General features: G+C 68.1%; 12 protein-coding genes. 1 reads left to right on the top strand and 11 read right to left on the bottom strand.

Going from position 1 to position 13,456, the window contains the following annotated elements; genetic code table 11:
- Window positions 1-23: 23 nt before the first annotated feature.
- On the top strand, window positions 24-632 hold the full coding sequence (locus ABEA39_RS05140) for a class I SAM-dependent methyltransferase (protein ID WP_345374025.1): 609 nt from the start codon (window positions 24-26) through the stop codon (window positions 630-632).
- A gap of 77 nt (window positions 633-709) precedes the next feature.
- On the opposite strand, the gene dapF is transcribed toward ABEA39_RS05140, so the two are convergent.
- The 11 genes from dapF to ABEA39_RS05195 form a co-directional block, all read right to left on the bottom strand.
- Complete coding sequence (gene dapF, locus ABEA39_RS05145) at window positions 710-1,591, bottom strand: diaminopimelate epimerase (RefSeq protein ID WP_345374029.1); 882 nt, start codon at window positions 1,589-1,591, stop codon at window positions 710-712.
- Window positions 1,588-2,484, bottom strand: coding sequence for a tRNA (adenosine(37)-N6)-dimethylallyltransferase MiaA (gene miaA / locus ABEA39_RS05150; RefSeq protein WP_345375264.1), 897 nt, complete (start codon window positions 2,482-2,484; stop codon window positions 1,588-1,590). The genes dapF and miaA overlap by 4 nt, the downstream gene beginning before the upstream one ends.
- Before the next feature lie 121 nt (window positions 2,485-2,605).
- The gene (gene miaB / locus ABEA39_RS05155; protein ID WP_345374032.1) at window positions 2,606-4,171 is read right to left on the bottom strand and encodes a tRNA (N6-isopentenyl adenosine(37)-C2)-methylthiotransferase MiaB; all 1,566 of its coding nucleotides are present in this window, start codon (window positions 4,169-4,171) and stop codon (window positions 2,606-2,608) included.
- 55 nt (window positions 4,172-4,226) lie between these two features.
- Window positions 4,227-5,093 (bottom strand): regulatory protein RecX, encoded by an 867-nt coding sequence (locus ABEA39_RS05160; protein ID WP_345374034.1) that lies wholly within the window; start codon window positions 5,091-5,093, stop codon window positions 4,227-4,229.
- Window positions 5,090-6,211, bottom strand: a complete 1,122-nt coding sequence (gene recA, locus ABEA39_RS05165; RefSeq protein WP_345374037.1) for a recombinase RecA — start codon at window positions 6,209-6,211, stop codon at window positions 5,090-5,092. Before recA ends, ABEA39_RS05160 begins: the two co-directional genes overlap by 4 nt.
- Window positions 6,212-6,555: 344 nt before the next feature.
- Window positions 6,556-6,780, bottom strand: a complete 225-nt coding sequence (locus ABEA39_RS05170; RefSeq protein WP_345374039.1) for a DUF3046 domain-containing protein — start codon at window positions 6,778-6,780, stop codon at window positions 6,556-6,558.
- Between the two features lie 307 nt (window positions 6,781-7,087).
- Window positions 7,088-7,396, bottom strand: coding sequence for a helix-turn-helix domain-containing protein (locus ABEA39_RS05175; RefSeq protein WP_345374041.1), 309 nt, complete (start codon window positions 7,394-7,396; stop codon window positions 7,088-7,090).
- Between the two features lie 147 nt (window positions 7,397-7,543).
- Complete coding sequence (locus ABEA39_RS05180; protein ID WP_345374043.1) at window positions 7,544-8,050, bottom strand: CinA family protein; 507 nt, start codon at window positions 8,048-8,050, stop codon at window positions 7,544-7,546.
- Entirely contained in the window at window positions 8,047-8,706 is a 660-nt protein-coding gene (gene pgsA, locus ABEA39_RS05185) for a CDP-diacylglycerol--glycerol-3-phosphate 3-phosphatidyltransferase (protein ID WP_345374045.1), read from the bottom strand. The genes ABEA39_RS05180 and pgsA overlap by 4 nt, the downstream gene beginning before the upstream one ends.
- A 4-nt stretch (window positions 8,707-8,710) precedes the next feature.
- Complete coding sequence (locus ABEA39_RS05190; protein ID WP_345374047.1) at window positions 8,711-11,617, bottom strand: FtsK/SpoIIIE family DNA translocase; 2,907 nt, start codon at window positions 11,615-11,617, stop codon at window positions 8,711-8,713.
- A gap of 133 nt (window positions 11,618-11,750) precedes the next feature.
- Complete coding sequence (locus ABEA39_RS05195) at window positions 11,751-13,427, bottom strand: ribonuclease J (protein WP_345374049.1); 1,677 nt, start codon at window positions 13,425-13,427, stop codon at window positions 11,751-11,753.
- Window positions 13,428-13,456: the final 29 nt, after the last annotated feature.

Here is a 13,456-nt window from a genome sequence, read left to right on the forward strand (position 1 = left end):
TTCACAGTCGATAATCTGGGGTCATGGCCAGCGACCACTACTTCTCGGCGCAACCGTCGAGCTCCTTGAAACCCCGCGAAATCGAGGTCGAGCTCGCCGGGCGCACTCTGTCGCTGGCGACCGCCGCGGGAGTCTTCTCTCCCGGGCGGGTGGATCAGGGCACGCAGGTGCTCCTGGGGTCGATGCCCGCGCCACCGCGCGAGGGCGTCTTCTTGGATGTGGGATGCGGATGGGGTCCCATCGCGCTGAGTCTCGCCCTGCTCTCCCCCGAGGCGACCGTCTGGGCCGTCGACGTGAACGAGAGGGTTCTGGAGCTGCTTCGGACGAATGCAGCTCGGGCGGGCGTCACCAGTGTGAACGCCGTGCTGCCGGAGGATGTTCCCACGGACCTCGTCTTCGACGGGATCTGGTCGAACCCGCCGATCCGCGTCGGCAAGGCCGTCCTCCGCGACATCCTGTCGACGTGGCTACCCCGGTTGGGCATCGACATGGAGGCGTACCTCGTGGTCCAGAAGAACCTCGGGGCCGACTCGTTGCAGAAGTGGATGAACGAGACCCTGGGCGACGTGGTCGAGGTCGAGCGGGAGTCGACCTCGAAGGGGTTCCGGGTGCTCCGGGCAACGCGCCTCTGAGCGGATCGACTGACGTCGACCGGTCGGCGCGGCGGGAGTGCTCTACTTCTTCATGTCTCCGAGCCTAGACCCGACGACTACTGCACCGCCAGGTCGCCCGTGAAGACGAGCTCGGCGGGGCCGCTGAGCGAGACGTGCTCGCCGTCTTCCGTCGCGAACATCCGTACGCCGACCGTGCCGCCGGGCACGTCGACCCGCCACTGGTCAGGGGCCCCGGCGCCGGCCCAGTAACGCGTCGCGAGAGCCGCCGCAGCGGCACCTGTGCCGCACGACAGGGTCTCGCCACTGCCCCGCTCGTGCACACGCATACGGATCCGGCCGATACCGTCGGCCACCAGCGGTTCTTCGGGCAAGACGAACTCGACGTTGGCGCCGTGCGGGGCGGCCGGTTCGAGCTCGGGCGCGACGGAGAGGTCGAGCGCCGCGAGTTCGTCGGCCGAGGCCAGCGCCACGACGACGTGGGGATTGCCGACGCTCAGACCGAGACCGGGCCGCGTCGCATAGAGCTCGCGAGCCGAGACGGTGGGATGCACGTCGTCGAGCCGCCACCGGCCGAGGTCGACCTGGAAGCCAGTGCTCGACCGCTGGACGTCGCGGACGCCCGCTCGAGTGCCGATCGCGAGCGTGTCGCCGCGCTCGAGCGTGACGAGGCCCTCTTCGAGCAGGTACTTCGTGAACACCCGGATGCCGTTGCCGCACATCTCCGAGGGCGAGCCGTCGGAATTGTGGTAATCCATGAACCACTCGGCCGCATCGTCTTCGGCGAGAGAGGCTTCGCCGTCGGGCAGTTTCGAACTGCGCACCGCCCGGATGACTCCGTCGCCCCCGACACCGAATCGCCTATCGGCCAGCGCTCGGATGCGCTCGGGAGTGAGGTCGAACGAGCCGTCGGGGTCGGAGAACAGCACGAAGTCGTTGCCCGTGCCCTGGCCCTTGGTGAAATGGACGGTGGTGGTCACGCGAGAAGTCTATCGGCGGCGTCCGAGACGGCCCGGGGGTCGCTCGCTGTCGCCCAGGTCACTCGGGGATAGCGCTTGAACCAGCTCACCTGGCGGCGCGCGTACCTCCGGGTGAGCGCTCGCGTGGCCTCTTTCGCCTCGTCCTCGGTCAGGTCGCCCCGCAGCTCGGCGATGGCCTGCGCATACCCGATGGCTCGGCTCGCGGTGACGCCCTGTTCGAGGCCGTTCGGGAGGAGCGCGCGCACTTCGTCGAGGAGACCGTCGCGCCACATGGCGTCGACCCGGGCATCCAACCTGTCGACGAGGACGGAACGGTCTTCGCTCAGGCCGACGAAGTGCGGCGCGTTCCAGGTCGGGGCGTCCTCGGGCAGCCCGACGGCGAACGGCGCCCCCGTCATCTCGCCCACCTCGAGCGCCCGGACCAGCCGGCGTCCGTTGTGCGGGCCGATCGCGACGGCCGCGGCCGGATCGCGTTCTCGCAGAAGGGCGAAGAGACGCCCCACGCCCTCCTTCTCGAAGACCGCCTCATACTTGCGGCGAAGCGCCTCGTCGGTGCCGGGGAAGCGGAAGTCGAAGACGGCGGCGGAGACGTACAGTCCGGACCCGCCCACGAGAAGAGCAACGCTGCCGCGACGCTGGATGCTCGCCATGACGTCTCGAGCACGCCGCTGGTACCACTCGACGCTCGCCTCGGCCGTGACGGGCAGCTCGTCGAAGAGGTGGTGCGGGATTCCGCGGCGCTCGGCCTCCGGCACCTTGGCCGTGCCGATGTCCATGCCTCTGTAGAGCTGCATCGCGTCGGCGTTGACGATCTCGGCGGATCGCCCACGACGCCCGAGTTCTTCGGCCAGGTCGAGAGCGAAGGCCGTCTTGCCGGTGCCCGTCGCTCCGATGACGACGCCGTAGCGGTGCCGGCCGGCGAGGTCCTCGGCGTCTTCGGGTTCGGTCGGCTCGGCGAGGTGTTCGGCGTCTTTGGAGTCGGACGGCTCGGCGGGTTCGGTGACGCTCACGACCTCAGCGGAGACCGTCGGTCGGGTCGTAGATCGGGGTCGTGGCGACACGCAGGGTCGGCAGACCCAGCGAGACGCGGGGCGCACCGACACCCGCCGTGCCGGGTGCGGCGGGCACGCCGCAGGACGCTGCTTCGGCGCGGTCCCAGGCGTCGCCGGCTCGGGTCGGTCGGACCGCGAACGGGGCGTCGGCGGACTCGTCGGCGATCAGGTAGAACGGCTTGGCGTCGGTGATGGTGACCGAGACGACGTCGCCCGGGCGCGGCGCCGGTCGACCGGCCGGAGCGGAGAAGTGCACGAGACGGCTGTCTTCGGATCGGCCCGAGAGCCGGTGCGTCGCCTCGTCCTTGCGGCCCTCGCCGGTGGCGACGAGGACCTCGACCCGACGGCCGATCTGCTTCTGGTTCTCCTCGTAGGAGATCCGGTCTTGCAGCGCGACGAGCCGTTCGTAGCGCTCTTGGACGACAGCCTTCGGGATCTGATCCGGAAGAGTCGCCGCGGGCGTGCCGGGGCGGATGGAGTACTGGAACGTGAACGCCGTTGCGAACCGGGCCTCCTCGACGACACGGAGGGTCTCGGCGAAGTCGTCCTCGGTCTCGCCGGGGAAGCCGACGATGATGTCGGTGCTGATCGTCGCGTTCGGCATCTTCGCCCGCACGCGGTCGAGGATGCCGAGGAATTTCTCGCTGCGGTAGCTGCGACGCATGGCCTTGAGGATGCGGTCGGAGCCCGACTGCAGCGGCATGTGGAGCTGTGGCATGACGGCGGGGGTCTCGGCCATGGCGTCGATGACGTCGTCGGTGAACGCGGCCGGGTGCGGGCTCGTGAAGCGGATCCGCTCGAGGCCCTGGATCTGGCCTGCTGCACGGAGGAGCTTGGCGAAGGCGCCGCGGTCGCCGAACTCGACGCCGTAGGAGTTGACGTTCTGCCCGAGCAGGGTGACCTCGATCGCGCCGTCGTCGACCAGGGCCTGGATCTCGGCGAGGATTTCACCGGGCCGGCGGTCCTTCTCCTTGCCCCGCAGAGCCGGCACGATGCAGAACGTGCAGGTGTTGTTGCAGCCCACCGAGATGGACACCCAGCCGCTGTAAGTGGAATCGCGTTTCGTCGGAAGGGTCGACGGGAAGACGTCGAGCGACTCGAGGATCTCGAGCTGGGCCTCGTCGTTGTGCCGCGCCCGCTCGAGCAGGGTCGGGAGGGCGCCCATGTTGTGGGTGCCGAACACGACGTCGACCCAGGGGGCCTTGTCGAGGATGACGGACTTGTCCTTCTGGGCGAGGCATCCGCCGACGGCGATCTGCATGCCGTCGTGCTTGCGCTTGATCGAGGCGAGCTGGCCCAGCGTGCCGTAGAGCTTGTTGTCGGCGTTCTCCCGCACGGCGCAGGTGTTGATCACGACGATGTCGGCCTCGGCGCCCTCGGCCGGCACGTAGCCGGCCGCCTCGAGGGAACCGCTGAGGCGCTCGGAGTCGTGGACGTTCATCTGGCAGCCGAACGTGCGCACCTCGTAGGTGCGGGGTGCCGCGTCTTCGCCAGGACGTGCTTCGGAGGAGGTCAGAACCGTCGACATAAGGCCCCAGTGTAAATCGTTGCGAAACGGGGGATGCACGTGCCGGCCGTCGTCGTCATCGGAAGCGGACCCCGCCACCGCCGTTGCCCCCGCCCCTCGGCAGCGCTTTCTCGATCGAGCGCCGGATTACCTCGGAGCGGTAGCCCCGTCGCATGAGGTACCCGTTCAGGCGACGCTCGGCCGTGGCGTGATCGAGCCCCCGCAGCTGGCCCACCCGTTTTGCGGCCCATTCATCGCAGCGAGCCTGTTCGTCGTCGTCGTCGATATCCGCGATGGCGGCCTCGATCGCCTCTTGAGCGACGCCTCGCTGGCGGAGCTCGTTCGAGATGGCGCTCTTGCCGAGCCCCTTGCGTTCCTGCTTGCTCCGCACGAGGTTCTCGGCGAGTTCGGCGTCGTCGAGCAGACCGACGCCTTCGAGCCGTGCGATCTCCGACTCCACGACCTCGTCGGGCAGGTCGCGGGAACGCAGGATATTCGTCATCTCGTGCGATGACACCCCCCGTCTCGAGAGGGCGTGCATACTGATGTTCTCGGCCCGGACACGAGCCGCCTCGAGCGTCTCGGCAGGCTCTTCCGCTGCGGCATCGGAGTTGTGCTCGTCAGCCAGGACGGGTTCGCTCCGGGCCGCGAACTCGGCGTAGGTCGGCAGAGCCCGGAGTGCGGGCCTGGCCGGACTGGCCTCGCCCGCCTCGGTCGGGCCGTTTTCGCCGTGGGGGGACGCTTCTGCGTCTCGCGTCTCGTCGGGCCCCGGACCCGCTTCGGCCCACCCGCCCGAGGCCTGAGCCGACGACGACTCGCCACGCCCGGACCCGGCCGGATGCGTGAGGGACGACCCCGAGCGCGAATCGGCTGCGGGCTCCTCCCGGTGGCGCTGCCCGAAGAGCGGGGTCACCGGGGCGAGGCGGTCGTCGTCGGAACTCATGCGCCCTTGGCGAGTTTGCGCTGGATCGGCGCGATCGGTGCCTCGGCGCCACCGGCGGCTTCCGCAGCCGCAGCGGTTGCTGCCGCGGCCGCGTCGTTCGCCGCCTTCGCCGCAGCGCCGTCGGCGCCGACCCCGAGCTTGGCGAGGATCTTCTGCTCGATCTCGGCCGCGATGGCCGTGTTCTGCAGCAGGAAGTTACGCGAGTTCTCCTTGCCCTGGCCGAGCTGGTCGCCCTCGTAGGTGTACCAGGCACCCGACTTGCGGACGATGCCGTGTTCGACACCGAAATCGATCAGGCTGCCCTCGCGGGAGATGCCGACGCCATAGAGGATGTCGAACTCGGCCTGCTTGAAGGGCGGCGCCATCTTGTTCTTGACGACCTTGACGCGGGTGCGGTTTCCGACTGCGTCGGTGCCGTCTTTCAGGGTCTCGATGCGGCGGATGTCGAGGCGGACCGAGGCGTAGAACTTGAGCGCCTTGCCGCCGGCGGTGGTCTCGGGACTGCCGAAGAACACACCGATCTTCTCGCGCAGCTGGTTGATGAAGATCATCGTGGTGCCGGTCTGGCTGAGGCCACCGGTGAGCTTGCGAAGAGCCTGCGACATGAGCCGGGCCTGGAGGCCGACGTGGGAGTCTCCCATCTCGCCCTCGATCTCGGCGCGGGGCACGAGTGCCGCGACGGAGTCGATGACGACGAGGTCGATCGAACCCGATCGGACGAGCATGTCGGCGATCTCGAGGGCCTGCTCACCCGTGTCGGGCTGTGAGACGAGGAGGGCGTCGATGTCGACGCCGAGCTTCTTGGCGTACTCGGGGTCGAGAGCGTGCTCGGCGTCGATGAAGGCGGCGATGCCGCCCGCCGCCTGCGCATTGGCGATGGCGTGCAGCGTCAGAGTGGTCTTACCGGACGACTCCGGCCCGTAGATCTCGACGATGCGGCCTCGCGGAAGCCCGCCGATGCCGAGCGCGACGTCGAGAGCGATCGAACCGGTGGGGATGACGGCCACGGGAGCGCGCTCGTCGCTGCCCAGCCTCATGACGGCACCCTTGCCGAATTGACGGTCGATCTGAGCGAGGGCTGTCTCGAGGGCCTTCTCGCGGTCTGCAACTGACGGCATGGTGTTCTCCTTCTGAGGTGTGACCGAGGCGGCAGCAGGACTGCGTGACCGTGGTCGGATCGGTGCGCCTATAGGCTGTCGCGGCCCCTCCGGCCGGTGGAACAAGGCCGGAGGATGAGCGACAAGGCTGTCGAGATGCGCTGTTGTCCTGAACGCTACGGGTGGCCACCGACACTGGAAGCGTCGAGTGAGCAACTGTGGAGAACCGGACTCGGGCGAGCCCCTGTGAGGGAGAGGCTAGCACCCGACCGAACACACGTTCGAGTAGCGAGACGCGGCGTGTCGAACACTGCGACGAGCATCCCACGGGCCCGATTCACCACGCGACGAGGCGGAAGAGCGCCTCAGGCCGGGGGTTTCGGCAGGCCTCGACCGTGGCGTCGAGCAGGCGGGACGTCTTCGGCTTCGCACAGGGCCTGCCAGACGAGCGCGGGCTCGACGCCCTGGTCGACGGCTTCTTCTGCGGTCCGGTTGGCGAGGGTGGGCAACACGACGTCGCGCGTCACGACACGGCCGTACGCCTCGCCGAACTCGTCGGTGACCGCCTGGGCGAACTCGCTCTTCCGCATCCCCCGACCGTACCCGACCAGCGGCCGCTCGCCACTGCGTGCACTTCTCGCGGGGCCGCCGGCCTGCCCGCCGCAGAAAACGCACGCACACCCGCCGCAACCACCACTGCGTGCACTTCTCGCTGGCCGGCGCGCCACCCGGCCGCAGAAAATGCACGCAGTGGAGGCCGGGCGGAACGGCGCGGGACCCGGCCTCCGTCAGAGGAGCGAGCGCCCGCCCCGAAACGACGAACGCCCCGACCGGAGTCGGGGCGTTCGAAGAAGCGATGAGGTCGACCCGCCACACCGTGCGAGTCGACGAAGAGGTCTAGCGGACTGCGGGCTCGGCACCGAACTCGGCGACGAAGTCGTCGGGCAGCGTGTCGGGGATGGGGTTGAGGCCTTCGAGGACCGCCATACGGTCGCCGACCTCACGCATGATCGTTGAGATGGGCGTCTCGAGAGCATCCGCCACGGATGCGAGGATCTCGGAGCTGGCCTCTTTCTGGCCACGCTCGACCTCACTCAGGTAGCCGAGTGCCACGGACGCCTTGCTGGCGACCTGACGAAGCGTGCGACCCTTTTGCAGGCGGAAGTCACGAAGGACGTCACCGATTTCTTGACGTACCAAAACCATTAGGACCCTCCTCCTGAGGACAGACCCACCACGGTCGGAATACCTGGTGGGTGAGTAACACTAATGCCACCGATGCGTGCCACTCTACGCAGCAAGCTCTGAATGACCCTTGTGAAGCTACGAGATGTAACGAGACCGAAACCCACGCTATTCCCGGGACGACCCGGTGGAGAGCAACATGCGTCGAAGAGACGACAGGGATTCGGATACGGTGGCCGTTCGGATTGCCTGCCGGTCGCCCTCGAGGTGGAGTTCGGTGACCTCGACTCGATCGCCGATCGAGACCCCCACGAACACCGTGCCGACCGGTTGACCGTCTTGAGGGTCGGGCCCCGCGACACCCGTCGTCGAGAGACCGACGGTCGCCGGCACTCCCCCGATGGCTACAGCGGTGCGCACACCGGTGGCCATCTCGGACGCGACACGGGGATGCACGGCCCCGTGCTCGGCGAGCAGCGACTCGGACACGCCCAGCAGTGCGGCCTTGAGCGGCGTCTGATAAGCCACGATGCCCCCCTGCACGACCGCAGACGCCCCCGGGACGGAGACGAACTCGGCCACGAGCATCCCGCCCGTGAGCGATTCGGCGACACCGAGGGTGAGGCCCCTCTCCTTCAGCAGAACGACCAGCTCGGCGACGGGTGAACCCGTCACGCCTTGCCCGCCGAGGCGTCGGCCTTCGGCCCGGAGAACGCGGCCCGCATGTAGTCGAGCCCCGACAGCACGGTGGCGAGGAAGGCCAACGACATGACGACGATGTTGACGTAGTCGAACCAGTTACCGAACCAGTGGACGAACGGGAAGAGCGCGAGCGTCAACGCGACACCTTGAAGGAGGGTCTTGAGCTTGCCGCCTCGGGAGGCCGCGATGACACGGTTGCGCAGGGCGGCGAACCGGTAGACCGTGATGCCGACTTCACGCACGAGGATGACGATGGTCACCCACCAGGGCAGCTCGCCCAAGACGCTGAGGACGATGAACGCCCCGCCGGTGAGCACCTTGTCGGCGAGCGGGTCGACGATCTTGCCGAAGTCGGAGACGAGGTTCTGTCGACGGGCCAGGAAGCCGTCGAGGCTGTCTGTCAGGATCGCGACGACGAAGATGACGGCCGCCCAGACCCGGAGGGCGCCGTCGTGGCCGTCGTCGACCACCAGGAGGGCGAAGAACAGCGGCGCCATCAGGATGCGCACCACCGTGATGATGTTGGCGATGTTGGCGGTGTTCGCCGGCCCGTCGCCATTGGAGACGATCCGGCCCGTGAAGGGGAAGGTCTTGGGTGCCGGGGTCTCGGCCGCAGTGGGATCGCTCATGGACCTAGTCTCGTCCTGTCAGACCCCAGGCGTCTTCCGACTCCTCGTCTCCGTCGACCTCGTCGTACCCGCGGGTCATCTGGGCGACCGGGTCGTCGGCGTACTGGTCGTGCTCGGGACGAGGAGCGGACAGGCCGCCGCCATGTGCCGACGATGCGCCGGCGGGGGCCGACGTGCCGGTCTCGAAACCTCTGATCTTGGCCAGGGTCGCCGGAAGCTGCTCCACCGTGACGAGGACGTCTCGGGCCTTCGACCCCTCCGAGGGACCGACGATGTCGCGGGACTCCATGAGGTCCATCAGGCGCCCGGCCTTGGCGAACCCGACGCGCAGCTTGCGCTGCAGCATGGAGGTCGAGCCGAATTGGGTCGACACGACGAGCTCGGTCGCCGCGAGGAGGAGTTCGAGGTCGTCGCCGATGTCGCCGTCGATCTCCTTCTTCTCGACCACCTGGGCGACGTCGTTGCGGTAGTCGGGACGGGCCTGACGCGTGACGTGCGCCACGACCTCGTTGATCTCGCTCTCCTGCACCCAAGCGCCCTGGACGCGCATCGCCTTGGAGGCACCCATCGGCAGGAAAAGGCCGTCGCCCTGGCCGATGAGCTTGTCGGCGCCCGGCTGATCGAGGATGACCCGCGAGTCGGTGACGCTCGTGACGGCGAACGCGAGCCGGGACGGGACGTTGGCCTTGATGAGGCCGGTCACGACGTCGACCGAGGGGCGCTGCGTGGCGAGCACGAGGTGGATGCCCGACGCTCGCGCCAACTGAGTGATGCGGACGATGGAGTCTTCGACGTCGCGCGGCGCGACCATCATGAGGTCGGCGAGCTCGTCGACCACGACGAGGAGGTACGGGTAGGGCTTGAGCGATCGCTCGCTGCCCTGGGGCAGGACGATCTCGTTGTTGACGACGGCGCGGTTGAAGTCGTCGATGTGGCGGAACCCGAACGACGCGAGGTCGTCGTACCGCATGTCCATCTCCTTGACGACCCATTGCAGGGCTTCGGCAGCCTTCTTGGCGTTCGTGATGATGGGAGTGATCAGGTGCGGCACACCGGCGTAGATGGAGAGCTCGACACGCTTCGGGTCGATGAGCACCATGCGGACGTCGCTGGGCTTGGCACGCATGAGCAGCGACGTGATCATCGAGTTCACGAAGCTGGACTTGCCCGAACCCGTCGAGCCGGCCACGAGGAGGTGGGGCATCTTGGCGAGGTTCGCGACGACGTACCCGCCCTCGACGTCTTTTCCGACGCCGATGGTCATCGGGTGGGTGCTCTTGGTCGCGGCGGACGAGCGGAGGACGTCGCCGAGCGACACGATCTCGCGGTCGGTGTTGGGGATCTCGACGCCGATGGCGCTCTTGCCCGGGATCGGCGAGAGGATGCGGACCTCGTTCGAGGCCACGGCGTAGGAGAGGTTCTTCGACAGGGCCGTGACCTTCTCGACCTTGACGCCCGGGCCCAGCTCGATCTCGTACCGTGTGACCGTCGGACCGCGGCTGAAGCCGATGACATGGGCGTCGACGTTGAACTGAGTCAACACCTCGGTGATGGCCGCGACGATCGTGTCGTTCGCTTCGGAGCGGGTCTTGGCCGGGTCGCCCGCGCTCAACGTCGAGGCGGCCGGAAGACGATAGGGCGCCTCGTCGGCGTGGTCGTCGAGCATCTCGAGGCTCGGAGGCGCCTCGGAGTCGTCGGGCTCGAAGAAGTCGGCCGCTGCGTCGGACGGGGTCAGGGGCACGGCCGGAGCGAGAGCGGCGGCCGGCGTGACGATCGGCGACGACGGGACGGAGAGGACCTTGGTCGCCGAATCGTCACCGGAGGCGGCGGCCTTGTCGCGCAGGGCCTCCTCGGCGAAACCGAGGTCGTCGAGCAGATCGGTGCCGAACTCGTCGGGCGACGGCTCGGGCGAGCCCTCGATGATGTCGGTGAAGGACGAGACCTCGCCCTTGCGACCGCGGGGCTTGCGCTTGCCGATGATCTCGGTCGGGGCGGTCTCGCCGGACGACTCGGCCACGACGGGCGAGTCGTAGGCCGGATCTTCTTCGCGGCCGCTCTTGTTGCGGCGCCACCAGGGAAGCGAGTCGGGCGACTCGTCGTCGGCGAAGTCGTCGCCGGCGCGGGAGGAGGCGCTGCCGCCGTCGGACTCTGCCCCAGCCTGCGTGTTTCGTTCGGGAAGCCCGAAGAGGTAGGAGTACAGATCGCCGACTCGACGACCGATGTGGTTCGGCGGCGTCTTGGTGATGATGAGGATCGAGAGCGCGAGGACGATCACGACGACGGGAGTCGCGACCCAGACGGTCAGCAGATTGAGCATCCACGACGCGACGACCCAGCCGACGATGCCGCCGCCGCCTGACAGGGCGGCCATGCCGCTCGAGGCTGCCGGACGCCCGCCGTAGATGTGGCAGAGGCCCGAGATCGAGGCGACCATGAGGACCACGCCGATGCCGATGCGCGTGTTGTCGTGGACCGAGGCCGGATGCCGGAACAACCAGCCGGCGAAGACGACGAGGATGACCGGGAGGGCGTAGGCGACCCGGCCGAACAGGCCGCCGAACGTGTTGTGGTCGAGAGCCAGGGCGAGCGAGTTGCCGGGGTTCAGCCATTCGACGATGGCACCCGCGATCGCCAGGAGGACCAGGAAGAACGGGAACCCGTCGCGGCGTTCGTCTTTGTCGAGGGACTCGCGGCCGAGCACTCGGAACGCGCCGCCCACCAGATGCGCCAGCCCCAACCAGGCACGCGTGCCGAGACCCGGACCGTGGTCGACGACCACCGTCTGCTTGCTCGTCGGCAGCCGCTTCGTCGGAGTCGACGACCCCCGGGAGGACCGAGCCGTCGACTTGGGCGCAGCCGTTCGCGGCGCGGAAGGACGCGCCCGGGCCGGTGGTTTCGTGCTCGTTGCCATTCGGCAAAGGTACCCGAGGCCACTGACGACGGCCCCGACCTCGCGCGCGTGTCAGGCCGGAATCCGGACGACACGCCCTGGAGATCAGGGCCGTTCGACGATGCAGGAGCTAAGGCGAGACGCCTCCGCGCGACTAGGCGGAGATGACCACCGGGACGATCATCGGACGACGACGGTGCTGGCTGTTGACCCAGCGCCCGACGGTGCGACGGACCACCTGCGTGAACGCGTGCGTGTCGCGGGTGCCGTTCTCGGCGGCCTCGGTGAGCGCAGCCAGGATCTTCGGTCGCACGTCGTCGAAGACGCTGTCGTCTTCGGCGAAACCGCGCGACTGGATCTCCGGCCCGACGACCACCCGACCGGTGGCGGGGTCGATCGCCAGGAAGACGCTGATGAAGCCCTCCTCCGACAGGACGCGGCGGTCTTTGAGATCGGCGTCGGTGATCTCGCCCACGGTCGAACCGTCGACGTAGACGTAGCTCAGGTCGAGCTGACCGGCGACCGTGACCTTGCCGTCTTTCAGATCGACGACGATGCCGTCCTGGCCCGTGATGATGTTTTTCGCGGGCACCCCCGTGCGTTGGGCCAGAGCGGCGTTCGCGTACAGGTGGCGGTGCTCGCCGTGGACGGGGAGGACGTTCTTCGGACGCAGGATGTTGTAGCAGTAGAGCAGCTCGCCGGCACTCGCGTGGCCGGAGACGTGCACCTTGGCATTGCCCTTGTGGACGACGTGGGCACCGAGCTTGGTGAGGCCGTCGATGACGCGGTACACCGCGTTCTCGTTGCCGGGGATGAGACTGGACGCGAGGATGACCGTGTCGCCCTCGCCGATCTCGATCTGGTGCTCGAGGTTCGCCATCCGCGCCAGCACGGCCATCGGCTCGCCCTGCGAACCGGTCGACATGTAGACGATGCGGTCGTCGGGAAGGTCTTTGGCCTTCTTCGAGTCGATGAGGACGTTCTCGGGCACCTTGAGGTAGCCGAGGTCGGCCGCGATCGTCATGTTGCGGATCATGGACCGACCCATGAAGGCGACCTTGCGACCGTTGAGGTGCGCGGCGTCGAGGACCTGCTGGACGCGGTGGACGTGGCTCGAGAAGCTGGCCACGACGACCCGGCGCGGGGCTCGCGAGATGATGTCGTCCAGGACCGGTCCGATGTCGCGCTCGGGCGCGGTGAAGCCGGGCACGTCGGCGTTCGTCGAGTCGGGGAGGAAGAGGTCGACGCCTTCTTCGCCGAGGCGGGCGAAGGCGCGCAGGTCGGTGATGCGGTTGTCGAGCGGCAGCTGGTCCATCTTGAAGTCGCCCGTGTGGAGCACGAGACCGGCCGACGTGCGGATCGCGACGGCGAGGGCGTCGGGGATGGAGTGGTTCACCGCGACGAACTCGAGTTCGAACGGGCCCATCTTCTCGATCTGCCCCTCCTTCACGACGAGCGAATACGGCGTGATGCGGTGCTCTTTGAGCTTCGCTTCGACCAGCGCGAGGGTGAGGTTCGAGCCGAGGAGCGGGATGTCCTTGCGGAGGCGCAGCAGATAGGGCACCGCGCCGATGTGGTCCTCGTGGCCATGGGTGAGGACGACGCCGAGGACGTCGTGCAGGCGATCCTTGATCGGAGTGAAGTCGGGGAGGATGAGGTCGACACCGGGCTGGTGCTCTTCGGGGAAGAGGACGCCGGCATCGACGATGAGGAGCTTTCCGTCGATCTCGTAGACGGTCATGTTGCGACCGATCTCGCCGAGGCCGCCGATCGGGATGACGCGGAGCGTGCCTTTTTCGAGGGCGCGCGGAGTCTGAATTGTCGTGGGCATCTGTTCCTTGGTGTTCGTGAGGTGAGGTC

The sequence above is a fragment of the Frondihabitans cladoniiphilus genome, assembly GCF_039544345.1.
In the GTDB taxonomy this organism is placed as follows: domain Bacteria; phylum Actinomycetota; class Actinomycetes; order Actinomycetales; family Microbacteriaceae; genus Frondihabitans; species Frondihabitans cladoniiphilus.